This is a genomic window from Aeromonas sp. S19(2024), from assembly GCF_041402625.1.
GTDB lineage: Bacteria > Pseudomonadota > Gammaproteobacteria > Enterobacterales > Aeromonadaceae > Aeromonas > Aeromonas caviae.
Genome location: NZ_JBGLQU010000002.1, coordinates 183,435 through 206,675 on the forward strand (window position 1 = coordinate 183,435; position 23,241 = coordinate 206,675).

A 23,241-nucleotide genomic window follows, 5' to 3' on the forward strand; every position below is an offset into this window, starting at 1 on the left:
ATTTAATCATAATAATTGGGACACCCACCTTTTTGACCGCGATAGACCTTCTTTTTCGGTGAGGATGCTAATTTAGGTCAGCGAAATGGTGTGTATCCTAGCTTGCTTTTTAAGAATTATTTATTCCATACGTTTACAGTAGCTGCATCATAAATTTCAAATTTCTTTTTAGGAAATGCCTCGCGCCACATTTCTACTTTATTCAATATCTTTTTGTTATGATCTTGCTCAAGATCGCCAAAAACTCCGATGAAAATAGTAAGTTTGTTATTATTCTGGTTTATAAAGTCAAAAACATGATTATCTTCATCTCTGATTGAATGACCAAATATAAATAAAGTACCTGTAATGCTTTTTAATGACGAGAATGTTCTAGATAAATAACCATTCTTTTTTATTCTTGCCAGTTTGTGGCTTGTAGAACCTTCAGATATGAAAACTGGGAATTTATCTTTTGCAATAGAAGCTTGGAGTTGTTCAGCAAGGGGAATACCAGTACTAGAGTAAGATAGTTTCTCTATATCTGAACCATCACTAAAAATGTGCATGGCACCGTGTATATAATAAACAGACTGCCCTTGTTCCATGCCTATCTCCCAATGGAGTGATGTATCTCTTTCCTCAGGGGGAAGATATTCATCTTGATATGGATGTCTAAAACCGTCATCACACTTCAATGTCTGGTTCGGTATATCCAAAAAATGCATGTAAACCCAGTACAAAAGGAGATCATAATTGAATGTATATATCTTTCCTCCGTCGAAATGCATTAGAAACTCACGACAGCTATTATATTGTCGATCTGTGATTTCTGATGGTTTAGGTGGGTGGGCCTTACTTATCACATGAATTAATGTTTGTTTTAACTCTTCAATATCATTGCTAATGTGGCCAGATATAACTCCATCTATATCATAATGCTGTATTATATCAAGAGTCTCGAGAAGGCGTCGCATAACAAATTCGAAGTCATACGTGCCGATAGATCTAAATAGATCCTTCATCCTTGCTGACTCAATGTTTTCCGACAATGTTTTATAATTAAAAATTTTAGGGAATAGTGATATGCTAAAACCATTACCTAACATTAGGTGTTTTTTAGCATTTCCAGCGATAGCTAAACATTCAGCAAAGCTCTTAATTTCCATTTGATATCTCTCAAATATGTTGAAACCAAACTTTTAGAGCTAAAAATTCGGGATGGAAATCTAGGTCCCCCTTTTTGAGCAAGGCGTAATTCTACTAAAGCACACGCTACCGCCCATGGATGACAGCTTCCAATATGCTCCATTGACCAGCGAGGGCAGTGACCCATCGCAGTTCAACAGGTTCCAGATAGCCACTGTAAGACAAACTAAGCTACCTAAGCGAGCCTTAAAATGATGTAACCATCGGAATCACATCGTTTTTTGAACTTGATCAGCAAATTGTGAAATCTGGGGGTATCTGGGAAATCTGGGACACCAACAAAATCTGGGACACCCACCTTTTTGACAGCGACGTAGCCCTGGGGTGAAATCTGGGACACCCACCTTTTTGACAGCGGCGTAGCCCTGTACTTGGCTTGAGGTGTCACTGCCCTGGGGGTGAGCCATGACCATTGCCCGTTCACGTCAAATCAGTTTGCAGGATACGCCTTACTACCATATGGTCAGTCGCTGTGTGCGGCGGGCGTTTCTGTGCGGGGAAGATGCCCACTCCGGCCAGAGTTACGAGCATCGGCGCCAGTGGGTAGTGGACAAGTTGGGCCAATTGTCGCGACTGTTTGCCATCGGTGTGTGTGCCTATGCGGTGATGAGCAATCACTATCACCTGGTGCTCAAGGTCGAGTCGGATACCGCTGCCAATTGGAGCGAGCGAGAGGTGGCCGAGCGTTGGGCGGCGCTGTTCCAGTGGCCGCTGCTGGTACGACGCTGGTATCAGGGGGAATCCCTGATTGAGCCTGAACTCGCTGTGGTGCAACAACTGATAGGACAGTGGCGGGAGCGGTTACATTCCATCAGCTGGTTTGTGCGGTTGCTCAACGAAAACCTGGCTCGGCAGGCCAATCGGGAAGATGGTTGCAAGGGCCATTTCTGGGAAGGGCGCTTCAAGAGCCAGGCCCTGCTCACCGAATCAGCCCTGCTGGCCTGCATGGCCTATGTTGATCTCAATCCGATACGGGCGGCGATTGCCGACCGGCCTGAGCAGAGCGATTACACCAGCCTCAAGCAGCGTCTCGATGGCGAGCAGTCCGCCGCCCCATTGTCGCCGTTGTTGTTGCCATTTGCGCACGACGCGCGACCCGATAGCCTGCCATATGCCTTTGCGGATTACCTGATGCTGGTGGACTGGACAGGTCGCGCCATCCGAGTGGACAAACGGGGTCACATCCCGGCTTCTCTTGCCCCCATCCTGGTGCGGCTGGGGTTGGACGAGGTGCGCTGGCTCAAGCAAGTGACGCTGTTTCGGCGCCAGGGTATCAGAGTGGTGGGTGACAAAGAGCATTGTCAGCAGTTTGCCTGGCACTGTGGCCAGCGACGGTGTCATCAACCATCCCTTTGAGTGATGAATACTTGTGTCATAGCAACGTCCGGTATCGCGCCAGCACCCCGCCTGTGTGATCGCATCTGAATTGGCGTCATCGATGCCAAGACATTCTCTTTAATCCCCCGAGTTTCACAAATGCCATCGCAAATGCTGGATGACGAGTTGTGCTGTGCTGGGCGCTGGATGAGGGCTTTCTCTAAAAGATGGCTGTCCTGATAAGGCGGTCGTCCTGATAAGGCGGTCTCCTGATAAGGCGTTGATAAGGCGGGTTGGGGAGAGGGGCTATCGGTCCTTTGTCAACAGGCCCTTTTTCACCACGCTGCGACACCGTGGGTGTTGCTTGAGCAGGTGATTTTTGCATCAGTGAAACTGATTAGGTGATATGGTTCCTCCAATGGAACAATCCGTACACAAAGATGGCTGTGCCAAATAAAAAAGTAGTCATTGGAACAATCCACACACAAAGATGGCTGCCCCAAACCGGGGACTCCCGCACATAGAGATGGCTGTCCCAAATGACGGAGCTTATCGTGCTCGGCCTATGGGGAAGGGGGTGGATGACGACGTCCCTTGGGGATCTTTTACGAGAGTCGGCAAATATGGGGACCCACCTTTGGCTCACATGACCAAACCTGATGCCAAGGGGCGGGTTGGCCGATATCTCGAAGGGGGGCAGCGTTGGCAAAATAACAAGGGCGACCAGTTGGTCGCCCTTGTGTGATGGGCAGAAGCGTGGGCTCTGCCTGTGAACGTGACGGTTATTGCAAATCCGTGCTCAGGCTGGGAGCACCGAAGTTCACCAGGGTGGCATGGGAGTGCTCGAAGTACTGTGACCAGAAGTCACCGAGTGCATCCATGGTCTTGCCGGAACGATAGGCGTGTTTCACCGCGTCGGTCACCAGCCCGGCCCCCGTGACGTAGACGCGAGCGCCTTGCAGATCGGCAAACAGCCCCTTGCTCTTGGCCTGCTTGAGCTCGTCACCGACATTGAGCTGCTTGATCTTGTTGGTGGCATAGAAGCTGGTGTAATCGGAGTGCTCCAGCATGTCCGAAATGAGGAACACGACGCGGTCATTGACGCCTTGCTCGGCCTTCATATCTTCACCCACCTTGCGCAGCGAGTTCATGATCTCGCTCTTGGGGATGTCCTGGCGGGCATCACGAAGTGCTTTCACGAACTGTTTGCCAAAGCCGTTACGAAAGACCTTGGTCTGCGTCGTCAGGCAGGTGTCCAGGCCGCGCAATTTGCGCATGCTGACATCGTCCCGGATCTCCCCTTTCAGCGGCATATCCAGTTGCCCCGCGTAGGCGAGGCGAAGGTATTCGCCAGGCAAGAAGGCGGAGAAGGTATAGAGCTTGACGCGATCGCCAGCCTGCACGAACCGCTCGATCTGCCCCCAACTGCTGCGTTGCAGATCGTCAGGCATCGGAATGGTCTGGTCGATGATGACCACCAGTTCGCGGCCGGTGCCCGCAGGCTTGATGTCGGTCAGGCCATTGCGCTCATAGCAGCTCTGTATGTCGTTACGCTCGGCCGCCAACGCTGCACAAGGCAGCGTCAACGCCAGTAGCAATACCTGGGTGCTCTTCACGATTAGGCACTCTGCTTGGTGGGAAAGAGGCCCAGGGTCTTGAGGGCCATCTGCTGTTCACGGATATCACGCAACTGCGCTTCGTCTACCCCCAGTGCGCGGCTGGCTGCTGCCAGACTCTCTTCGGGCAGGCCAGTGACATCATGGAAATCGGCGGCCTTGACGGCAGCGCCGGTCTGGCCGGGGGCGTCAGTGGTGGGCGGGAGAGCCGCCTTTGCCTGCGCAACAGCCGGTTGTACGGCGGGTGCCGGCTCGGCTTGCACTGCCGGTGCGACCTGGGGGGCCGCCTGAGGGGCCGGCTTGGGCGGCACGGTGCCTGCCTTGTACTCGATAAAGGCCAGGAAATTGCGATGGGCGGATTTCTCCCCTTCCAGCGCCCCCAGCACACCCGAGTTGGTATGGTCACGGCTCGACAACAGGGTCTGCAAGCGGCGGAGCTTGTCATCGGCATGGCTGGCAATGGCGGTGCGTTGCTGGTCCATCGCGTCCAGCATCTCTTCGGCGGTCGCGTATTCGTGTGTCAGACGCCAGGCTGTTTTGGAATGGGTGCCTGCAAAGTGGTATTTGCTGGCAAGCCAGATGCTGATCCCCTGGATGGCGATGTAGATGAGCGACAGCATGACGTAGGTGGTCAGGCTGGCCTCACGGATGGCCTGCATCTTGTCTTCGATGGTGGCCTCTTCCGCCTCGTTGTTGATGGCTTGAGACTCTTCCGGCAGATCAAACGGCGACCCCATGCTGCTGTCACTCTGTGCCGTTGTTTCGGCGCGCATGTTGTTGACCATCTCGGTTTCGATGCTGTCGAGGGTGGCTGAACGCACCACGAAGGCGCCCACTGCCATGCAGGCAACAAACGAAGCACAGACAATCAGCCAGACAAACTTGCGGCTGACACCTGAATTCACGTCTTTCAGGCGGGCCAGCAGCTGCTCGTAGTCAGGTTTGTCAGAGTCCGAGAAGGAGTCTTCCAGATTGATGGCCTTGTTTGCCTTGAGGGTACGGGAGCGTTTTGAGGGCTCTTCCCCTTGCCACCAGTGACGCGCCCGGGCGATCAGGCTGTTGTGATGCAGGGAGTGTCCGGCCACTTCAGCCAGGAATGCGGATGCAACGGCGAGCAGCAGAGCCGTCGCGGCTGCCAGCAGGTGACGGTCATTGGTGGAGGCATCCATGTTCATCCAGCCTGCCAGCACATAGGCAAAGCCCATTGCCTCGACCAGCACCAGCACCAGCACCAGAGCAAGCACCCACGCCGGGCGCGGGGAGCGGCCGGCCTCTCCTGCCTTGGCAAGGTAGTCGAGGGAGGCGTTGTAGGCATCTGTTCCCTTTAAATGCTTCTTGTATTCGCGGTAGTACACATTCGACAGGGTCACTTCATGGTTGATCCAGCCATCGCCATCGACCGAGGCCGGCTTGCGGGCGAGACGGGCCACTGTGCCGATCAGCGGCAGGCTGTGCCATACCCGGATCAGGAAGTAGGAGACATGCTCCCAATGCCGCCACACCACCACGGCGCTGACGAGGAATGAAACAATGCCAACGGTCAGCATCTGGTTGGCGAGGATCAGCGTCTTGAGCGCTGCCAAAGAAAAGTCTTCCACTAAGTTTCTCCGTTTTCTTATTTGGAATGGGTGGCGGGAATGGGCATGTACGAAGCCACATAAGCCTCGGAACCTGCCGGATAGAACAGGGCTCCCTGGCTTACCTTGGCGTTGCCTTTGCTGAACACGAGATCCATGCAGGACACCGACGCCTTGGGATCGCTGGTGAAGACGCGGTATAGCACCTCACTCTCGCCCTCATAGGTGTTGGCCACCGCCTTGAGGGTCTGGGGCTTCTTCTGATTCGAGGATTTGTAACCCTGAACGACTTGCAGGATCGGTTGACGATCGACCTGGGCGTTGTCACGCAAGATGGAAACCGGAGAGACAGTCACCAGGTGGCCGTTGACGGTATTGGCCCAGACGCGATTGTTATAGCCGGGCATGTACTCCTTGGTGGCATGGCGCGGGAGAGGCTTGTCGTCTGCCATGCTCAGTACCTGGCCTGCACTGCGTGGCTTATCTGCCTCACAGCTCGACATCGGCATGTCGCTTGCGTATGCGCTGCTGATCAGTGCAAAACCACTCGCCTTGGGTTTGATGTTCTGAGCCATGTTCCACTGATAGGTGCCGGCAGGCTTGCCGCCGAAGTCCACTGCGGCCTTGGCATCGGGCAGGGCCTTGGCCGTGCTGGTGTCAGCGCTCTGCTTGGCGGCGGGTTGGCGAGGGGCGGTTTGCGACGTGGCCGCCACCTTGCTTGAACCGCTTGCGGACTGAGCCGCCGGTTTGGTCGCAGCCACACGCGGTTTGGCGGTATCGGAAGCCCCATAACGCAGATAGCGGGTGTTGTTCTCTTCGGATTGGGCCCGCATGACCAGAGCCTGCTCGTTCGCCAGTTCTACAATTTCGACCCGGCGATTCTGACCGCGAAGCAAGGGATCGCTGTTGTCTGCGATGGGACGCGACGAACCCGCGCCTTGATAGTAAATGGAAGAGGCCGGGATCCCCGATGCGACCAGGACCTTGCCGACGGCTCGCGCACGTTGCTCGGAGAGTCGCAGGTTGAGTTCTGCAGGGCCGGTGGCGTCACTGTGGCCGACGAGAAGGATACGGCGCTGATCCGAGGCGTCTGCGGCTGCGGGTTTGGCATAGAGCTGGGCCAGTTTCGTGACCACTCGCAGGCCGCTTTCTGTGAGCTGGGCAGAACCACTCGAGAACATGCCGGAATCGGGGATCTGGGCCACAAGGCCGGCGTCCTGAGGGACACCGGTCACTGCGGCTGGCTCGGCAACGGTCAGCTTCTCGGTAGCGATGTTGAGATTCTCTTCCTTTGCTATCCGGTCAAGCTCTTGTAGCCTGGACTGCCACATATAGCCTGCCGCGCAGCCCAGCGCCCCACCGAGGGCAACCCCCGCGACAGCCCCTTTTTTCCCGTTGATGGCGTAGCCCGCAGCCCCTCCTGCAATCATGCCAGCTCCACAAAGCACCGGCATGCCGTAATCCTTGCCGATATCATTGACCGTGGATTTGAAATTCTGCATCTGCTGAGAGCTGCAACCCACGGCGGCAATCAATACACAGCTGAGAGGTGCAAGACGAAACGATTTATCCATAGCGATTCCTTGCCATTTATATTTAATAGCGAGATTCAGACATGCCAGTGAGGCCAGAGAAAAGCGTCTTCGGGTGGAGTGAAATATCGACACTTGCTGACATAAAAGATATTAGCGCGGGCTGATGTTTAATATCGGCGCCAGGCGTGCTCATTCTCGCAAGCGGCTGTGTCTGATATGTCCTGAGTGTCAGAAGAGGCAATTATCTATGCGGTTCAATAGGTATCGAGTGGCTATGATAAGCCAAACGAACCTGATCATGCGAGTGGAAAAGTGATGCAACCATAGGAAAAACATCGACTTTCCAATATCTTTGCCCATCTCCCCGACGCTGAACACAAAGAGGGTTATTGTGACGCTCTTGTGATTTGTGAAAGGCGCAGGCCGATTATCGCTATTGAGGATGAGGGCTGTTGGGGGAAGTATGTGGTTGCCTCCACTGACAGTGCTGGCGAAATAATGTTCATGGGCAGAATAACGTCTGGCAGCCCGTTTATATAATGGATTAATTGTCGATAAATATGTCTGACAACAGTTTATAGAGTGGGGCACAGGCAGTGCGAAGCATTGCAAGACCTCTGTTGAACGCATTGTTTGATAATATTGTCGAAAGGGTTTGGTCAGGAGCAATCAGATGGCGATAACAACGCGATCCCGAAGAGAGAAGGTAGGCAGCGGGCTCGGGCTGGTGATGGGGCTCATCGCCTTTAACCTGATCGTACCCCTGCTTCCGGTTGCAACAGAGATGTCGGATATGACCCGGATGATAGGTGCCATGGTCAGCGCCATGCTTTGCGCCGAGCTGGGCGCCAGGATTGGCAAGTGGTGGGATGCCAAAGAGCAGGCCGGATCGGCAGAGTAACTCGACGTGAGAAGAGCGCCAATCGCCCGAGTGCGGCGGTGTGTGCGGGTGTAACAGGCAGGGCGACAGTTGTCGCCCTGCCTGTTTTGCTATCGCGGTTTGCCGCTCAAGCGCCGCGCCGCCGGGGGTCGCTTCGATGGAGGAAGGTGGCCAGGGTGTCGCGGGGCGATGCCGCATTGCATCAGAAGGCGCCTGGAGCGAGATGGCGCCAAGGCTGGATCTGCGAGGGAAATCCTGAGATCGTGCAGGCAGTTATCTGGTTATCCCCTTGAGAGGAGTGCCCATGCGCATTGCCCTGATTGGCCTTGGCGATATCGCCCGGAAGGCCTATCTGCCGCTGCTGGCAAACGACGAGCGAGTCACCCCGCTGCTCTGTACCCGGAGTCCCTCGGTGCTCGGCAAACTGGCGCGCCAGTACCGGATTGGCGAGTGTTTTACCGAGGTCGATGCGCTGCTGGCGAGCCGACCTGATGCGGTGATGATCCACGCTGCCACCGTCGTGCACGGCAAACTGGCGGAGCTGTGCCTGCGTGCCGGCATTCCCACCTTTGTGGACAAGCCGCTGTGTGACAACGCAGGAGAGGTGGAGGCGCTCGCCAATCTCGCCATCGCCAGGGACTGCCCGCTGTTTGTGGGCTTCAACCGTCGCTATCTGCCCGCCATGGCTGCCGCACGAGACCAGCCGCTGACCGAGCTCCATTGGCAAAAGCACAGGCACGCCCTGCCAGGGGCGCCTCGCCAGTTCCTGTTCGACGACTGTATCCATGTGCTCGACAGCCTCTGCTGTTATGGCGGCGAGCCGGACGGGGAGCTGCATGCGGTGCTGCGACGCAGCAGTGAGCAGCCCGAACTGCTGGCCGGGGTGAGCATCGCCTGGCAGAGCGGGCAGATGGCGGTGAGCGGCAGCATGAATCGCAGCGCCGGCATCACCGAGGAGCGCATCGATGCCTATGGCGACAACCTCACTCTGCATATCGAGAACTGCACCCGTGGCCTGCTTGCGCGAGACAACACTGTGCAGACTCTGGCTCCGGGCGACTGGCAGCCCGTGCTGGCGAGCCGAGGCTTTGTCGCCATGCTCGAGCACTGGTATGGGCAGATTGACGCCGGGCGGGCAGACGGGGCGCTGGTCGAGAGCTACCTGAAAAGCCATCGACTGGCGGAGCGCCTCGTCGCCCTGGCAAAGGGATGACCCGGAGGCAAGGGGCTGGGTGACACCGACAGGCATCACTGGCCAGAGAAGCGGCAGAGCACTGTATGAGATGGTGGCTCCTTGCGCAGTCAGCCGGGAAAGGTGCCAGCGAGCGAGCCAAGCGAAGGCGGGTTTGTTATCTTGGCGGCCATCAAGAGCAGCAGGGCAAGAGATCGCAATGAAGAAGGTGTCGAAGATGAGATGGCTGACCGCAGTGGGCGGGGTATTCCGTTCATGAGCATCATTCTGGGGATCGATCCCGGTTCGCGCATCACCGGCTACGGGGTCATTCGCATCGTCGCGGGCAAGGCGGAATATCTGGGATCGGGCTGCATCCGCACCGATCTGGGGGAGCTGCCGTCTCGCCTGAAGCAGGTCTATGACGGGGTGAGCGAGATCATCACCCAGTTCAAGCCGGACGAGTTCGCCATCGAGCGGGTCTTCATGGCGCGCAACGCGGACTCGGCCCTGAAGCTCGGCCAGGCCAGGGGAAGTGCCATCGTCGCGGCGGTCAATGCCCTGCTGCCGGTGAGCGAGTACTCGGCCACCCAGATCAAGCAGGCGGTGGTGGGCACCGGTGGCGCCGCCAAGGAGCAGGTGCAGCACATGGTGACTCACCTGCTCAAGCTCTCTGCCACCCCCCAGGCGGATGCGGCGGATGCCCTCGGGGTGGCGCTCTGCCACTTCCACACCCGTCAGAGCCTCATTCGCATGGCCGGGCGGGCCAGCGGATCGGTGCGCGGCCGTTATCGCTGATCCCTGGAGGAGGGCTACCCGGTGTTGGCAGGGGAGCGCCGGGTGCCGGAGCTGCTGGCAAAATCGCTGGTAGGGTCACAATCTGTCGCGTCCCTCCATAGGACTCCCGTGGAGAAGCGCACCGGGCGGGGGGATATCTTTCTACTTTATCAATAACTTGTGACCTTCATCACATATCCGCGATGAGCCGGGTCGGTTTCGTCTTGCTCCGCCACACTCCCATAATATGGCGCCTGTTCAATAACAGTGTCCGTATGAGCCTTTCTGGCTCTCGTGTTAATCATCATGGGAGAGACAAGAGTGAAACCTTTTGCTGCTGAATTTATGGGAACCTTCTGGCTGGTACTGGGGGGTTGCGGGAGCGCCGTGCTGGCTGCCGCCTTCCCCAATGTGGGGATCGGCCTGCTGGGCGTCGCCCTGGCGTTTGGTCTGACCGTGCTGACCATGGCCTATGCCATCGGTCATATCTCGGGTTGCCACCTTAACCCGGCCGTGACCGTCGGGCTCTGGGCCGGTGGCCGCTTCCCGGCCTCCAACGTGCTGCCCTACATCGTGGCCCAGGTGCTTGGCGGGATCGTGGCAGGTGGCGTGCTCTATGTCATTGCCAGCGGACAGGCGGGTTTTGATGTGAGCGCCGGCTTTGCTTCCAACGGCTATGGCGAGCATTCCCCCGGTGGTTACAGCCTGCTGGCCGCACTGGTGTGTGAAGTGGTGATGACCGGTTTCTTCCTGTTTGTCATCATGGGTGCCACCGACAGCCGTGCGCCGGCCGGGTTTGCTCCCATCGCCATCGGTCTGTGCCTGACCCTCATCCACCTCATCAGCATTCCGGTCACCAACACCTCGGTCAACCCGGCGCGCAGCACTGGCGTGGCGCTTTTTGTCGGTGACTGGGCCGTGGGCCAGCTCTGGCTGTTCTGGGTTGCCCCCATTGTCGGTGCCATTCTGGGTGCATTGGCCTATCGTGTGATCGCCACGAAAGAGTGATGTGTTGCTAGTTAACGTGTGGTATCGACACGCCCCCGGGCGTGTTTTTTTATGCCTGAAGGAATACCGGGCAGGGCGCCATGCTGACAGGGGGCGGCATGATCACAGTCCCTTGGCGCTCAGCATCTCTTTGTAGCGCTGATGCAGCAGCTTGACCCGTTCCACATAGGCCCGGGTTTCGGCATAGGGCGGTATGCCGCCGTGTTTTTGCACCGCACCGGCGCCTGCATTGTAGGCGGCGGTGGCCAGGGCCACATTGCCGTCATACTGCTTGAGCAGACCCGCCAGGTATTTCACCCCGCCAAAGATGTTCTGCTCCGCCAGCAGGGCGTTGCCGACCCCGAGCTCGCGCGCCGTGGCGGGCATCAGCTGGGTCAGTCCCATGGCGCCCTTGCGGGAGACGGCCAGAGGATTGAAAGCGGACTCGGCATGGATAAGTGCCCGGATGAGGGCAGGCTCGACCTGATAAGCCTTGGCTGCCGCCTGTATGGTGCTGGCGTAGTCATAGAGGAAGAGGCCTGTCGTGCGCCAGTTGACCTTGGACGCCGGATCGCAGGCATAGCAGTCGTTGAACAACAGCAGTTCGTAGTGACCCTGCTCCGGCATCATGTCGGAATAGCGTATGACCCCGTTCTTTTGTACCGACTTGTAGACCTGGATCTGACGGCTTGCAGGCTTAGCGGGTTCAGGGGAGGGGAGCGGCGCCGTGGTGAGTGCCACGGTACGCGGCGTGGGAACCGGGGAGGAGACAGCCGTCTCCGGGGTCAGGATCACCACCTCTGCCGGCGGCGGTATCTGAGCCGGGGCTGCGTGGGAAAACAGCGGCATTATGCCCAGCAACATCCATGCTTTCAACGGCTTGCTCCTTAAGCCTCGTTAGCCACGTTGAGTAAAGCATTCGGGATGGCGCAGAACAAGTGCCCGTGAACAGGGGAGGCTGGAAATGTGATGGCAGAGGGACGTCCCACCTGTGTGCTCACTCAGGACAAGGGGCGCGGCTCATGGCGTCAAGGGACGCATGATCGCAACCTCGTCTTTTCCATCTAGTTATTGGCTTTTTTGTAAGTTAAAGGCGTGTTATCTTGCTGTTGCTCCACTCTGGTCAGATCTCTTCGTGGAGCCAGAGAGCGAGCAGGAGAGGGCCGGTATGGCCAGAGCGAAATGGGCATGACAAGCAGGCGAGCGATGGAGCTCAGATTCGAAGAGTACTGTGATGCGGATCTTTCCCTCATCAGAGACTATTACGAGACGACGTTTTCCCACTATGTGCCGGATTTGGCAGAACGGATTTTTGTGGTTCGTGATGCGCACTGGCTGGTGGGGGCGGTGCGCCTGCGCGATGAACAGGATTACTACCACTTGTGCGGCTTTCGTCTGCTCCCTCACTACCAGTCTCTGGGGCTGGGGTCCCGCCTGCTGCAGCATGCCTGCCGCGATCTTTCCGACAAGCCCGTGATCTGTCACGCCCTGCCGTTCGAGAAACCCTTCTACCTCAAGGCGGGATTTGACCACCTTCCCCTGCATGAACTCGACGGACCCCTTCACTCCCACTATCACCAGCAGCACGAACAGGGTTATCAGATCGAGCTGCTGGTGCGTCAGGCGAAGGCGCCTGTTTTCAACTGACGTCTTATTGGGGTTTGGTCAGCAGGTGGATCTTACCTGGTGACAGCTCCAGCCCCAGCAGATTTTCCTTGAGCCAGGCCTGATTGGGGTCCTTGTCATCCAGCTTGTAGACAGGCTGGGTCTCCAGCCGTTTCTCCATGCTCTGCAGCAGCATCCTCAGCATGAAACCAAACTTCTGTTCTGCAGCAGCAGGCTCCAGCTTGTAATCGATGAGCTTCATGTTGTCGAGGAAGAGCGCACTCCTGGCCTTGTCGTAGCGGGGCCTCGCCTCATAGGTCATGTTGAGGCGCGCGTCGTACTCGGTCTGATCCGGGAGCGCGATTTTCAACTTGCCTTTGCCAAACACCCTGGCGGTATCCGGGCTCTGGCGACCAATCTGCACATCGCTCTGCTCGAGTTGCACATGGGCCTTGATGATGCCGGGCAATTCCAGCTGTTTGTCCACTTGCACCTGGGATTGCAGGTACTGATTTATCTGCTGCTCATTGATGTCATATGAGCCTTGACCTAGCATGGCCAGACTCAGCAGCATAGATTGCAGGATCATGCTAACGACCTGATAGAATGGGTGTGCCCCATAGCATACCATCCCGACCCTGTGGGGTCTGCCCGTGCCATCTGTCCAATACACCAAGGAGTCGCCTTGCTCGACGGTCTGGAATACGACATTCAGTTGCTGTTTTCCCGCTTTCTCGGCTGGTTGTTGCTGTTGTTTCACACCGTGATCGTGGCAGGGATCTCCCTGCGGGTGGTGATGAAGCGACGTCCCATCGGGGTATCTCTTGCCTGGTTGGCCCTCATCTATGCCATCCCCTTCGCCGGGGTCGGTTTCTACGTGCTGTTTGGCGAGATACGCCTTGGTCGCAAGCGGGCGGAGCGGGCCCAGGCCATGTACCGTCCTTACGCCATCTGGATCCGCCAGCTCGCGCGCCTCTTCCCCCAGCACTGCTGCGAGGTGGGCAGCAAGGCACGCCCGCTCCACGATCTGATCCAGGGACGCTTGGCCATGCCTATGCTCTCGGGCAACCGGATGACCCTGCTGCACAAGCCCAAGAGTATCGTAGAGGAGATAGTGCGCGACATCCGGGGCTCCTCCCAATCCTGTTATCTGGAGTTCTACATCTGGCACCCCGGCGGGGATGTGGACGAGGTGTGCGAGGCGTTGATGGAGGTGGCGGCACGCGGCGTGGATTGTCGTGTCTTGCTCGACTCCATCGGCAGCAAGACTTTCTTCCGCTCCTCCTGGCCCAAAACTTTGCGCGCCGCCGGCGTCAAAGTCGTGGAAGTGTTGCCGGTCGGCGCCTGGCGAATCCCCTTCCAGCGCCAGGACTTGCGCATGCACCGCAAGCTGGTGGTGATCGATGACAAGGTTGGTTATACCGGCTCCATGAACATGGTGGATCCCCGTTTCTTCAAGCAGGATGCCGGGGTCGGCCAGTGGGTCGACATCATGATCCGGGTGCAGGGCCCCGTGGTGCCGTTGATGTGGTCCACCTTCGTCTGGGACTGGGAGATGGAGACCGGCGAGCGGCTGCTCGACAGTCTGCAACATGAGCCGGAAGCCTGGCCACAGACCAACTATCGAGCCCAGCTCATTCCCTCAGGCCCCTTCGTCGGCGGTGACTGCATCCAGCAGAGCCTGCTGCTCGCCATCTACCAGGCTCGTCACCATCTGGTGCTGACCACCCCCTATTTCGTGCCGGACGATCCGCTGGCTGCGGCCCTCTCTTCGGCGGCGGCCCGCGGCGTGCTGGTGCAGTTAGTTCTGCCTGCGCGCAACGACTCCCTGATGGCCAACCACGCCAGCAACTCCTTCATGGAGGATCTGCTGGCGGCAGGAGTGGAGATATACCGCTATGATGCCGGACTGCTGCACACCAAGAGCGTGCTGGTGGACGATGATTTCGCCCTGGTGGGCACGGTCAACCTCGACCGGCGCAGTCTCTGGCTCAATTTCGAGATCACCCTGCTCATCGACAACCCGGTGTTTGTCGCCGAGATGAACCAGCTGGTGCAGGGCTACATGCTGGAGGCGACCCCCATGTCACTGACCAGGTGGCGTGCCCGCCCCTGGTACAAAAAATTGCTTGAGAACATCTTCTACCTGTTCAGCCCCCTGCTGTGACAGCCAGAGCGTGGAACCCAAGCCGTTGTCTGGCTTGTGTTGATGCCCATCCTCCCCGTAGAGTGCGCCCATGCACCCGCCATTGAACCATTGTGGAGAAACAGAACTGATGAAGAAAAAAGTGGCCTTGGCCGTCGGAGCCGTGTTGGTGGTGGGAGGGCTTGGCGCCTGCTGGTACACGGGCAATACGTTCGACCGGATCCTGGCCGAGCAGATCGCCAGGGCGCAGCAGGAGAGCGGAATCGAAGTCACCTGGAGCCCGGAGACGGAGAATCTGTTCACCCGCGACGGCGTGCTCAAGGTGGTGGTGCCGCCCCAGACGCTGGCGAGTTTTGATCCCCAGCTGGCGGGAAGCGAACCCATCGAGATGCAGTTCGCGTTCAACAGCCGCCTGTTGCCGCTCTATATCAAGAGCCACCTCCAGCTTGATACCGCACAGGGCACGCTGGCGCCCATCCTGACCTCTCTGGGGATGCAGCAGTGGCAACTGGGGGCAGAATCGGCGAGCAGCCTCTGGACCATGAGCAACAGTTCCCGCTTCTGGGTGAGTGACTTCAAGGTCAAGGAGGGGCTCAACGAGTTCACCTTCCTGCCCTTGAACGGCGACTATCGCGGGGATCTCGACGGCAATGGCCATCTCACCGCCCACTGGTTGGGGATGACGGTCCACGATGCCCAGAGCAAGACAGATCTGGCCTTGGCGGATCTCAAGGGCAGTGCCGACATGGCCGAGATCAGCGGGCTCTGGCTCTCTCCCCGCAGCGATGCGACCCTCACGGCCTTCACCCTGACCCAGCCGGGGAACGTCAAGATCACGCTGGAGGGGCTGACCACGGCCACCGAGCTGGCGGGGGACGATCTTCAGACGCTCTCCACTCGCTATCAGATGAAGGTGGCGACCCTCAACATGGAGAGCGAGGAAGACCGGCTCGCGCTGACCCAGGGAAATCTGGATCTCTCCCTCAAGGGGCTGGATCTCGAGGGGTATCAGACGCTGCAAGAGGCCAGCAGCAAACGGGTGGACGAAGCGGCCATCCAGGAAGCGCTGGACAAGATGCTCCAGAGAGGGGCCACGCTGGAACTGGCGGATCTGAGTGCGCGATTGAACGGTGAGCCTGTCAGCCTGCAAGGGGAGGCCAAGCTGGCGTCCACCACCCTGGCACAGTTGATGGGCAGCGAGGAGGGGATGCAGGCACTCTCCGGTCTGCTTCATGCCCACCTTGGGGAGAAGCTGGGCCAGGCCGTTCCCCAGTTGGCCCCCATGCTGGAGCAATTCACTGCCATGGGATATCTGAAGGCGCAGGAGTCACAGCTTCAGGCCGAGCTCAAGCTCGACAAAGGGGCCGTGACCGTCAATGGTCTGCCGCTGCACCCGTGAGTGCCGCGCAATGAAAAAGGCTCCCTCGGGAGCCTTTTTTCTGGGGGCGCGCAGCCGCTTATTTGAACACGACGGTCTTGTTGCCGTAGACGAAGACCCGCTCGTTCAGCACCAGTTCCAGCGCCCGGCTCAGCACGGATTTCTCCACGTCGCGTCCGGCCTTGGCCATGTCATCGGCACTGAAGGTGTGATCGACGTGGATCACGTCCTGCTCGACGATGGGGCCTTCATCCAGATCGTCGGTGACGAAGTGGGCGGTAGCACCAATCAGCTTGACCCCGCGGTCGAAGGCCTGACGATAGGGGCGGGCGCCGATGAAGGCAGGCAGGAAGGAGTGGTGGATATTGATGATCTTGCGCGGATAGGCTTCCACGAAGCTTGGGGTCAGCACACGCATGTATTTGGCCAGGATGACGTAATCCGGCTGGTAGCCATCGATGAGCGTGCGCACTTGCTCCTCATGCTCGGTGCGGCTGAGATCCTCGTGGCTCACGCAGTGGAAGGGGATGTCGAACTTGCCGGTCAGCTCGGCGAGGGTGTCGTAGTTGCCGATGACCGCGACGATGTCCATGTCCAGGGCGCCGGCATAGTTCTTCATCAGGATGTCGCCGAGGCAGTGGGTCTCCTTGGTCACCAGGATGACGATGCGCTTCTTGCCCGCCTTGACGAGACGACGCTGGGCGCCGGCAGGCAGGGCATCATCGAGGTCGGCCAGCAGGGTCTCGTCGTTGAAGCGCCCTTCCAGCTCGGTGCGCATGAAGAAGCGGCCGTTTTCGTGATCCACGAACTCGTCGTTCTTGTTGATGTTGAGCTGGTGCTTGTAGCAGATGTTGGTGATCTTGGCGATGAGACCCTTGGCATCGGGGCAATCGGTCAGCAGTATTTTCTTTTCCATCTCTGTCATGATTCCGTTTGTGATGTTGGCACCCGGTCTGCGCGGGCGCGCGCGTTTTTGCTGGCACTATGCCACAAACGAAATCAGAAAGGACAGCGCGCCGTGTATCGGGTGGTGCTCGCGCGAAAATTGCCGTGCAGCCAGCACCCGGTTTGTCTTTGATGGGTTTTTGGCTGGCATCCTGCGTCTTTTTTCTTTAGGCTGTCTGCGCTTATTCTCAGGGCGGGGCGAAATTCCCCACCGGCGGTATCCCGATGTGACTCGGGGAGCCCGCGAGCGCCCGACCCGGCATTCATCCGGGACGGGGTCAGCAGATCCGGTGAGATGCCGGAGCCGACGGTCATAGTCCGGATGAAAGAGGATAAGACAGATATTGCTGGCCAGACCCTGCCGGGTTGGCTGCCGCATGGCTACTTCTGTCTGCCTTTCCATGCCCTGATTCTGGTCCTTGTCTTTTTTAGGAGTCTTACCATGAATCAGTCTCTACTCAGTGAATTCGGTGATCCCATTGCTCGCGTCGAAGCCGCGCTGGCCGCCCTGCGTGCCGGTCAGGGTGTGCTGGTGGCCGATGATGAAGATCGCGAGAACGAAGGCGATCTCATCTTTGCCGCAGAAACCATGACCAACGAGCAGATGGCCATGATGATCCGCGAGTGCTCCGGCATCGTCTGCCTCTGTCTGACCGACGAGCGGGTTCGCCAGCTCGAGCTGCCGATGATGGTGGAGGCCAACTCCAGCCACTATCAGACTGCCTTCACTGTGACCATCGAAGCGGCGCAGGGGGTGACCACCGGGGTGTCCGCCGCCGATCGCATCACCACCATCCGTGCGGCCATCGCCGACGGTGCCCGGCCCTCCGATCTGCATCGACCCGGCCATGTCTTCCCGCTGCGCGCCCGCACGGGTGGGGTGCTGACCCGCCGTGGTCACACCGAAGCGACCGTCGATCTGATGCAGCTCGCCGGGCTCAAACCTTACGGAGTATTGTGCGAGTTGACCAAGGAAGATGGCTCCATGGCCAGGTTGCCGGACCTGGTGGCCTTCGGTCGCCAGCACCGGATGCCGGTCCTGACCATCGAAGATCTGGTGCAATATCGTCAATTGCTGTCAGAACGTTCAGCCTGAGCCTCATACGAAATTGTAATAAGCCCAAATTTTGGTTACGCTTTGTGCGAACCTCATCCAGGGACACTCATTTTTGCTTAAAGTTTGTACGGAAAGTGTGCAACTAAAAAAAAATGAGGGTTTTAACGCATTTATCTGTGATGAGGCCTATCCAAACTATGATTTTTTTGTGCCATAATCACGCCGCTTGCTAAACGTCTGGCGAGTTAAAGGGAGCTTTTAAAAATGAAAAAAATGTTGTTGGTAGGTGTTGTTGGTCTGTCCGCTCTGCTGGGCGGTTGTGCAAACACCAGCGAACTGGAAACTTCCGTTCAGAATCTGTCTAACAAAGTTGACCAACTGGCTCAAGATGTTAGCGCTGTTCGTGCTGATCAGTCCAAGATCGCTGCTGATGTTGCAGAAGCCAAGCAAGAAGCTATGCGTGCTAACCAGCGCATCGACAACATGGCTACTTCCTACAAGAAGTAATCCATGCGAAAAAATGGCGCATTTCAATGCGCCATTTTTTTTGCCTGAAATTCGTCAAATACCCGCGTTTTTCCCGCTAATACCCGCCTGACAAGGCAATGCCGAACACTCGGCATCACCCCGTTTTTCATTTCCGCATCGGTCAGTAGAGCAGGCTGTAGAGCTTGCGACGATAACTCTGCGCTGCAGGGTGTGCGCCCATGGTTGCCAGCACATCGAGATAGATCTTCTTGGCATCGCCAAAGGCGAGATCACGTTTGAGGATGGTGAACAACAGGACCAATGCCTCCTCCTGTCTACCAACCTGGCTGTAAAGCACCGCCAGCTCCTGGGCGAGGGCATGGTCATCCGGCTGTTCAGCGTGGCGCAGCTCCAGGGCGCGTAGCTCAGGACTGTCGCTGGCCTGCAGCGCCAGCGAGAGGCGGGAGCTCAGGGTCTGGTAATGATCATCCTGTGCCACCATGGGGATGGTCGAGAGCAGGCTCTGCGCCTCGTCAAGGAGATTGAGATCCAGCGCGGCCTGTATCAGCCAGAGCGTGATGTCGTGACGCTCGGGGGCGAGGCGATGGGCCTGGCCAAGATGGGTGTGCGCCACATCGGCTTGCCCGTTCTCCAGCGCCTGCTTTGCCTGATCGAGCAGCAACTCCTCCTCTTTGGGGGCAAAGGCGGCGAAATACTGGCGCAATGTGGCTTCATCCTGCGGCCCTTCCAGAATGGCCTGTTCATCCGGGCGCCCCTGATGGAACAGCACCAGTGCTGGCAGTGCGCGCAAGGCAAGCTGGCTGGCCAGAGGTTGCAACTGGGGGTCGTTCATGTCGACTTTGGCCAGGGTCACCGCTGCATTGGCCGGGCCGACCAGTGCTTCCACCTGCGGGGTCATGGCCTGGCACTCCGGCATCTGGGGCGCGTGGAAATAGATGACGACCGGCTTTTTCATGGACGCATCGAGCAATTCTGCGTGGAAGTTCTGGGGAGTGATGTCGACGATCATGAGGCTGACTCTCGAAAAATGGTGTGGATCAACATGGGGTCCAGCGGGGTGGAATTCAAGCGTGCGTCCAGCAGATGGGCATCGACCCGGCGGGTCGGGGCAGCCAGGCTGAGCCATCCGCTGCCCGTGGGCCAGTCACGGATTTCATAGTGGCGATTGTCGAGGTGATTATTGAGCTGCCATGCCTGCTCCGGAAGGAAGCAGATCTTGTCGAGTCCGGCGGAAATACCATCGCCATGCGCCTTGAGCACAGCTTCCTTGCGAGACCATAGTCGATAGAAGGCCGAATGTTGCTCCTCTCGGGGCCGGGTGTTCAACCATTGGTATTCGCTTGGCGCATAGAAGCGTTTGGCCAGCGGCAGTATGGGGCGGTGACGCAATCCCATCTCGATGTCCACCCCAAGGGGGCCCTCCTCACAGAGGGCGATCACCAGCCACTCTCCGCTGTGGCTGAGGTTGAACTGCCAGCGATGACTGAGCAGTGTCGGTTTGCCATGCGCACCGATGCCAAAAGTCAGGGCATCGGCCCGGCAATGGAGTCGCTCGGCCAGCAGGCGGCGCAGCAGCACCCGGCCGAGCAGGTACTCATGCTGGCGACCCGCCTGGTGGATCTCGTGCCAGTGACGGCGTTCATCCGGGGCGAGTTCGGATGCCAGCCTGATCACCAGGTCTGCATCAACGCTTGCCGTATTTAACAAATAGAGATCCGCAGATAGCATAATATTTCACTTAAAAATGGGGGTGAAATAGCGATAACAGTCCGTTTGATGCGCTCAAAACCGATGCTTTCAAGATTGTATATTGTTTGGGCATGATCACATAAATTGCGCTAAACAGAGCATTTCCTTGCAAAAATGTGAGGTCGATTGGGATTTTCGCTTGCCTCGATAGAATTCTTGGATATAGTCGGGTGCTGTTGCCTTATAAATTGCCCTTTCGGGCTGCATTTTAACAAGTTTCACTCTTTTTGCGGGGATAAAGGATTGCGCCACCTGATGCTACTGCTGGTCGCGCTCGGAATGGTGGGTTGTGCATCGGCACCCCAACCCGAGGTCGCGAGCAAGATCGAGGTTTCCATGATGGAACCCGTGATTGAACCCGAAGTTTCACCAACCCCTGACGTCAACGAAATCCTGACCGTATACAAAGAGTGGCGCGGCGTTCCTTACCGGATGGGAGGCAGCAGCCAGCGAGGCATCGATTGCTCCGCCTTCGCCCGTGAAGTGTTCCGCAATGCAGTCGGCATCGAATTACCCCGCGATACCCGCTCCCAGGTCCATGAAGGCACCCGGGTTTCCAAACAGGATCTGGTCGAAGGAGACCTGGTCTTCTTCAAGATCAACCGCCGCCTCAATCACGTGGGCATCTATGTCGGCAATGGCGAATTCATCCATGCCTCCACCCGCGCCGGGGTGACACGCTCCAAGCTCGACAGCAGTTACTGGCGCAGTAAATTCTGGCAGGCACGCCGGATAGACATCTGAGTCAGGCTGGACAAACGGCTCGCAGTACGGACTGTTTTTCCAACCTCACTTGAACCGGGCCCTCAGGGCCCGGTTTTTTATGACCCTCGTTTAGACTTTCCCTGGTCGACTCTCTATAGTGTGGCCCCCTTGATCCTCGGCAGGTCCAGCATGACACCCCAGCAGAAAACCGGATTGCACCCGCGCAATCGCCATCAGGCACCCTACGACTTCGACGCGCTCTGCCAGCGTACCCCGACGTTGACGCCTTTCGTGTTCACCAACGAGCACGGCACCCGAACCCTGGACTTTGCCGATCCGGCCGCCGTCAAGACGCTCAACCGGGCATTGCTGGCACTGCACTATGGCATTGCGCATTGGGATCTGCCCCCCGGCTATCTCTGCCCGCCCATTCCGGGTCGGGTAGACTACCTGCATCGAGCCGCGGATCTGCTGGCCGAGAGCGCGGGATGCGTACCGACGGGCAAGCAGGTTCGAGTGCTGGATGTCGGTGTCGGGGCCAATTGCATCTATCCCTTGCTGGGCGTCCGGGAGTATGGCTGGCGCTTCGTGGGCTCAGACATCGATCCTGTGTCGGTGAAGGCGGCGACCCTGCTGGCCACCAGCAATGGATTGGGCAACCAGATCACATGCCGTCATCAGGGTAACCCCAAGCATGTCTTTCGCGGGATCCTGGGGCCGAAGGAGCACTTTGCCCTGACTCTGTGCAACCCGCCGTTTCATGCTTCTCTGGCGGAAGCGAGCAAGGGGACGGAGCGAAAGCTGCGCAACCTGGGCAAGGGCAAGGGCCAGGCAGTGGCCGGGGCGCCCGTGCTCAATTTCGGCGGCCAGAAGGCCGAGCTCTGGTGCGAGGGGGGCGAGGCGGCGTTTCTGGCGGCCATGATAGAGCAGAGCAAGGAGTTTGCCAGCCAATGCCTCTGGTTCAGCTCGCTGGTGTCGAAAAAGGAAAATCTGCCTGCCGCACGAAAGGCGCTGGCTCGGGTGGGGGCGCAGGATGTCAGGGTGATCGACATGGCGCAAGGCAACAAGGTGAGCCGGATCCTCGCCTGGAGTTTCCTGGACGATGGGCAGCGCAAGACCTGGTGGACAGCCCAGGGGAGATGATCGAGGACGGGGCTCAGTGGCGACACGCGCCCTGTCTCTTTTTCAGATCAGATGTTGATTCGTTTGCAGCCTTCCATTCAATCGTTTTCCTGCCCGTGTTTGCTCGCATGTTAGTGACCACTTTCGCGCCTGGTACAGGTGTACGCCGAGATTTTTTTGTACTTGCTGATGAAACTTTCATAAAATAGGACTGGTTAGACCTCTTTACAGGCTTTGAATCGAATAGGGATCGGTAAATGAAAGTTGTCGATTTTCTGAAGCACAAGCGCGAAATTCTGGCGCAACACCCCTTTGAGCTCAAGGATTGGCTCTCTCCGGCGATCCGCGACTACTGGCGTGAGTTTCAGCAAAAGGCACACCTTCACCCCTTGCTGGGAAGAGTGCTGGATCTGCAGGGGGAGTCACAGGATGCCCGCCAGCAAGAGGCTGCCAGAGTCACCCAGGTCGCGAATGGCCAGCCTGCCCTGGCGCAGGATCCCGTGGTGGAGCTCGAAGGCGAAGCGGCGGCACTCTATGCCGAGTTGCAGACCCGCATCGGTGAAGAGACCCATGTGGGTGAGTGGTTGCAGGTCACCCAGGCGTTGATCAACCAGTTCGCGACCGTGACCGGCGATCATCAGTGGATCCACACCGATCCCGAGCGTGCGGCAGCCGAGTCTCCCTTCAAGACCACCATTGCCCATGGCTTCCTGACTCTGGCCCTGCTGCCCCAGTTGACCGGTTCGGTGGATGAGAGCACGCCGGAGTTCCCGACCGCCCGCATGGTGGTGAATTTCGGCCTGGAACAGGTCCGCTTCCCTTATCCTATCAAGGTGGACAGCAACATCCGCGCCCGGACCAAGCTGTCGCGTGTCACGCCCATCAAGGGAGGCATCGAGCTCCTCAAGGAGATCAAGATAGAGATCGAGGGGATCCGTCGCCCTGGCTGCGTCATCGAGTCGGTCACCCGGATCTATTTCTGACGCGCTCGTCTTGC

The 23,241-nt window shown here is 57.9% G+C and carries 22 protein-coding genes and 1 riboswitch; of the genes, 13 read left to right on the top strand and 9 right to left on the bottom strand.

All coding sequences use genetic code 11. The features are described from left to right. Positions 1-116 precede the first annotated feature (116 nt). Positions 117-1,148: a DUF4917 family protein gene (locus tag ACB037_RS05220; protein ID WP_371174987.1), complete on the bottom strand. Its 1,032-nt coding sequence runs from the start codon at positions 1,146-1,148 to the stop codon at positions 117-119. Positions 1,149-1,593: 445 nt separating this feature from the next. On the opposite strand from ACB037_RS05220, the gene ACB037_RS05225 reads away from it, so the two are divergent. Further along, entirely contained in the window at positions 1,594-2,544 is a 951-nt protein-coding gene (locus tag ACB037_RS05225; protein ID WP_371174988.1) for a transposase, read from the top strand. A 743-nt stretch (positions 2,545-3,287) separates the two neighbouring features. On the opposite strand, the gene ACB037_RS05230 is transcribed toward ACB037_RS05225, so the two are convergent. The 3 genes from ACB037_RS05230 to ACB037_RS05240 are packed head-to-tail and all read right to left on the bottom strand — an operon-like array spanning position 3,288 to position 7,272. Beyond that, positions 3,288-4,121 carry a hypothetical protein gene (locus ACB037_RS05230; RefSeq protein WP_342040306.1) on the bottom strand — a complete coding sequence of 278 codons (834 nt, stop codon included), beginning with the start codon at positions 4,119-4,121 and terminating at the stop codon, positions 3,288-3,290. Positions 4,122-4,123: 2 nt separating this feature from the next. After that, the gene (locus ACB037_RS05235) at positions 4,124-5,719 is read right to left on the bottom strand and encodes an SPOR domain-containing protein (RefSeq protein ID WP_139737448.1); all 1,596 of its coding nucleotides are present in this window, start codon (positions 5,717-5,719) and stop codon (positions 4,124-4,126) included. A 17-nt stretch (positions 5,720-5,736) separates the two neighbouring features. Further along, entirely contained in the window at positions 5,737-7,272 is a 1,536-nt protein-coding gene (locus tag ACB037_RS05240; protein ID WP_371174989.1) for an OmpA family protein, read from the bottom strand. 634 nt (positions 7,273-7,906) lie between these two features. Here ACB037_RS05240 and ACB037_RS05245 point away from each other — a divergent pair. The 4 genes from ACB037_RS05245 to aqpZ all read left to right on the top strand — a co-directional run bounded on the left by ACB037_RS05245 (position 7,907) and on the right by aqpZ (position 11,069). Continuing rightward, positions 7,907-8,134 carry a hypothetical protein gene (locus ACB037_RS05245; RefSeq protein ID WP_039039312.1) on the top strand — a complete coding sequence of 76 codons (228 nt, stop codon included), beginning with the start codon at positions 7,907-7,909 and terminating at the stop codon, positions 8,132-8,134. A 283-nt stretch (positions 8,135-8,417) separates the two neighbouring features. After that, on the top strand, positions 8,418-9,326 hold the full coding sequence (locus ACB037_RS05250; protein WP_371174990.1) for a Gfo/Idh/MocA family protein: 909 nt from the start codon (positions 8,418-8,420) through the stop codon (positions 9,324-9,326). Positions 9,327-9,560: 234 nt separating this feature from the next. Further along, on the top strand, positions 9,561-10,082 hold the full coding sequence (gene ruvC, locus ACB037_RS05255; RefSeq protein ID WP_010673515.1) for a crossover junction endodeoxyribonuclease RuvC: 522 nt from the start codon (positions 9,561-9,563) through the stop codon (positions 10,080-10,082). A 300-nt stretch (positions 10,083-10,382) separates the two neighbouring features. Beyond that, entirely contained in the window at positions 10,383-11,069 is a 687-nt protein-coding gene (gene aqpZ / locus ACB037_RS05260) for an aquaporin Z (RefSeq protein WP_010673516.1), read from the top strand. 102 nt (positions 11,070-11,171) lie between these two features. Here aqpZ and ACB037_RS05265 read toward each other — a convergent pair whose 3' ends face one another. Continuing rightward, positions 11,172-11,912 carry a lytic transglycosylase domain-containing protein gene (locus tag ACB037_RS05265; RefSeq protein ID WP_371175113.1) on the bottom strand — a complete coding sequence of 247 codons (741 nt, stop codon included), beginning with the start codon at positions 11,910-11,912 and terminating at the stop codon, positions 11,172-11,174. 342 nt (positions 11,913-12,254) lie between these two features. On the opposite strand from ACB037_RS05265, the gene ACB037_RS05270 reads away from it, so the two are divergent. Continuing rightward, positions 12,255-12,695: a GNAT family N-acetyltransferase gene (locus tag ACB037_RS05270; RefSeq protein ID WP_223919618.1), complete on the top strand. Its 441-nt coding sequence runs from the start codon at positions 12,255-12,257 to the stop codon at positions 12,693-12,695. 4 nt (positions 12,696-12,699) lie between these two features. On the opposite strand, the gene ACB037_RS05275 is transcribed toward ACB037_RS05270, so the two are convergent. After that, positions 12,700-13,242 (bottom strand): DUF1439 domain-containing protein, encoded by a 543-nt coding sequence (locus tag ACB037_RS05275; protein WP_029313991.1) that lies wholly within the window; start codon positions 13,240-13,242, stop codon positions 12,700-12,702. Positions 13,243-13,338: 96 nt separating this feature from the next. On the opposite strand from ACB037_RS05275, the gene cls reads away from it, so the two are divergent. Further along, positions 13,339-14,820 carry a cardiolipin synthase gene (cls, locus tag ACB037_RS05280; protein ID WP_010673520.1) on the top strand — a complete coding sequence of 494 codons (1,482 nt, stop codon included), beginning with the start codon at positions 13,339-13,341 and terminating at the stop codon, positions 14,818-14,820. A 109-nt stretch (positions 14,821-14,929) separates the two neighbouring features. Then, positions 14,930-16,198, top strand: coding sequence for a DUF945 family protein (locus ACB037_RS05285; RefSeq protein WP_043152436.1), 1,269 nt, complete (start codon positions 14,930-14,932; stop codon positions 16,196-16,198). 58 nt (positions 16,199-16,256) lie between these two features. Here the strand turns inward: ACB037_RS05285 and purU are convergent, their stop codons facing one another. Beyond that, positions 16,257-17,093: a formyltetrahydrofolate deformylase gene (purU, locus tag ACB037_RS05290; protein WP_029313992.1), complete on the bottom strand. Its 837-nt coding sequence runs from the start codon at positions 17,091-17,093 to the stop codon at positions 16,257-16,259. A gap of 209 nt (positions 17,094-17,302) precedes the next feature. Then, positions 17,303-17,460, top strand: a riboswitch (FMN riboswitch). Between the two features lie 104 nt (positions 17,461-17,564). Between purU and ribB the strand changes: the two genes are divergently transcribed. Together ribB and ACB037_RS05300 are read left to right on the top strand one after the other, a co-directional pair. Continuing rightward, positions 17,565-18,218, top strand: a complete 654-nt coding sequence (gene ribB / locus ACB037_RS05295) for a 3,4-dihydroxy-2-butanone-4-phosphate synthase (RefSeq protein WP_010673523.1) — start codon at positions 17,565-17,567, stop codon at positions 18,216-18,218. Positions 18,219-18,443: 225 nt separating this feature from the next. Beyond that, complete coding sequence (locus ACB037_RS05300) at positions 18,444-18,686, top strand: Lpp/OprI family alanine-zipper lipoprotein (RefSeq protein ID WP_010634682.1); 243 nt, start codon at positions 18,444-18,446, stop codon at positions 18,684-18,686. A 142-nt stretch (positions 18,687-18,828) separates the two neighbouring features. Here the strand turns inward: ACB037_RS05300 and ACB037_RS05305 are convergent, their stop codons facing one another. After that, positions 18,829-19,677 (bottom strand): tetratricopeptide repeat protein, encoded by an 849-nt coding sequence (locus ACB037_RS05305; RefSeq protein ID WP_319872820.1) that lies wholly within the window; start codon positions 19,675-19,677, stop codon positions 18,829-18,831. Further along, on the bottom strand, positions 19,674-20,396 hold the full coding sequence (locus ACB037_RS05310) for a 4'-phosphopantetheinyl transferase superfamily protein (RefSeq protein ID WP_371174991.1): 723 nt from the start codon (positions 20,394-20,396) through the stop codon (positions 19,674-19,676). The genes ACB037_RS05305 and ACB037_RS05310 overlap by 4 nt, the downstream gene beginning before the upstream one ends. A gap of 276 nt (positions 20,397-20,672) precedes the next feature. On the opposite strand from ACB037_RS05310, the gene ACB037_RS05315 reads away from it, so the two are divergent. From ACB037_RS05315 to ACB037_RS05325, 3 genes are all read left to right on the top strand, one after another. After that, positions 20,673-21,161 carry a C40 family peptidase gene (locus ACB037_RS05315; protein ID WP_039039319.1) on the top strand — a complete coding sequence of 163 codons (489 nt, stop codon included), beginning with the start codon at positions 20,673-20,675 and terminating at the stop codon, positions 21,159-21,161. A gap of 150 nt (positions 21,162-21,311) precedes the next feature. After that, positions 21,312-22,265 carry a 23S rRNA (adenine(1618)-N(6))-methyltransferase RlmF gene (gene rlmF / locus ACB037_RS05320; protein ID WP_371174992.1) on the top strand — a complete coding sequence of 318 codons (954 nt, stop codon included), beginning with the start codon at positions 21,312-21,314 and terminating at the stop codon, positions 22,263-22,265. A 236-nt stretch (positions 22,266-22,501) separates the two neighbouring features. Beyond that, positions 22,502-23,227, top strand: coding sequence for a MaoC family dehydratase (locus tag ACB037_RS05325; RefSeq protein WP_010673529.1), 726 nt, complete (start codon positions 22,502-22,504; stop codon positions 23,225-23,227). Positions 23,228-23,241 lie beyond the last annotated feature (14 nt).

Coding starts and splice junctions, on each gene's coding strand:
- ACB037_RS05250 (WP_371174990.1), top strand. CDS start 8,418: ATGCGCATTGCCCTGATTGGCCTTGGCGATATCGCCCGGAAGGCCTAT.
- ACB037_RS05265 (WP_371175113.1), bottom strand. CDS start 11,912: ATGTTGCTGGGCATAATGCCGCTGTTTTCCCACGCAGCCCCGGCTCAG.
- ACB037_RS05245 (WP_039039312.1), top strand. CDS start 7,907: ATGGCGATAACAACGCGATCCCGAAGAGAGAAGGTAGGCAGCGGGCTC.
- ACB037_RS05305 (WP_319872820.1), bottom strand. CDS start 19,677: ATGATCGTCGACATCACTCCCCAGAACTTCCACGCAGAATTGCTCGAT.
- purU (WP_029313992.1), bottom strand. CDS start 17,093: ATGGAAAAGAAAATACTGCTGACCGATTGCCCCGATGCCAAGGGTCTC.
- ribB (WP_010673523.1), top strand. CDS start 17,565: ATGAATCAGTCTCTACTCAGTGAATTCGGTGATCCCATTGCTCGCGTC.
- ACB037_RS05275 (WP_029313991.1), bottom strand. CDS start 13,242: ATGATCCTGCAATCTATGCTGCTGAGTCTGGCCATGCTAGGTCAAGGC.
- ACB037_RS05285 (WP_043152436.1), top strand. CDS start 14,930: ATGAAGAAAAAAGTGGCCTTGGCCGTCGGAGCCGTGTTGGTGGTGGGA.
- ACB037_RS05310 (WP_371174991.1), bottom strand. CDS start 20,396: ATGCTATCTGCGGATCTCTATTTGTTAAATACGGCAAGCGTTGATGCA.
- ruvC (WP_010673515.1), top strand. CDS start 9,561: ATGAGCATCATTCTGGGGATCGATCCCGGTTCGCGCATCACCGGCTAC.
- ACB037_RS05225 (WP_371174988.1), top strand. CDS start 1,594: ATGACCATTGCCCGTTCACGTCAAATCAGTTTGCAGGATACGCCTTAC.
- ACB037_RS05240 (WP_371174989.1), bottom strand. CDS start 7,272: ATGGATAAATCGTTTCGTCTTGCACCTCTCAGCTGTGTATTGATTGCC.
- ACB037_RS05325 (WP_010673529.1), top strand. CDS start 22,502: ATGAAAGTTGTCGATTTTCTGAAGCACAAGCGCGAAATTCTGGCGCAA.
- ACB037_RS05270 (WP_223919618.1), top strand. CDS start 12,255: ATGGAGCTCAGATTCGAAGAGTACTGTGATGCGGATCTTTCCCTCATC.
- rlmF (WP_371174992.1), top strand. CDS start 21,312: ATGACACCCCAGCAGAAAACCGGATTGCACCCGCGCAATCGCCATCAG.
- ACB037_RS05300 (WP_010634682.1), top strand. CDS start 18,444: ATGAAAAAAATGTTGTTGGTAGGTGTTGTTGGTCTGTCCGCTCTGCTG.
- ACB037_RS05315 (WP_039039319.1), top strand. CDS start 20,673: ATGCTACTGCTGGTCGCGCTCGGAATGGTGGGTTGTGCATCGGCACCC.
- ACB037_RS05220 (WP_371174987.1), bottom strand. CDS start 1,148: ATGGAAATTAAGAGCTTTGCTGAATGTTTAGCTATCGCTGGAAATGCT.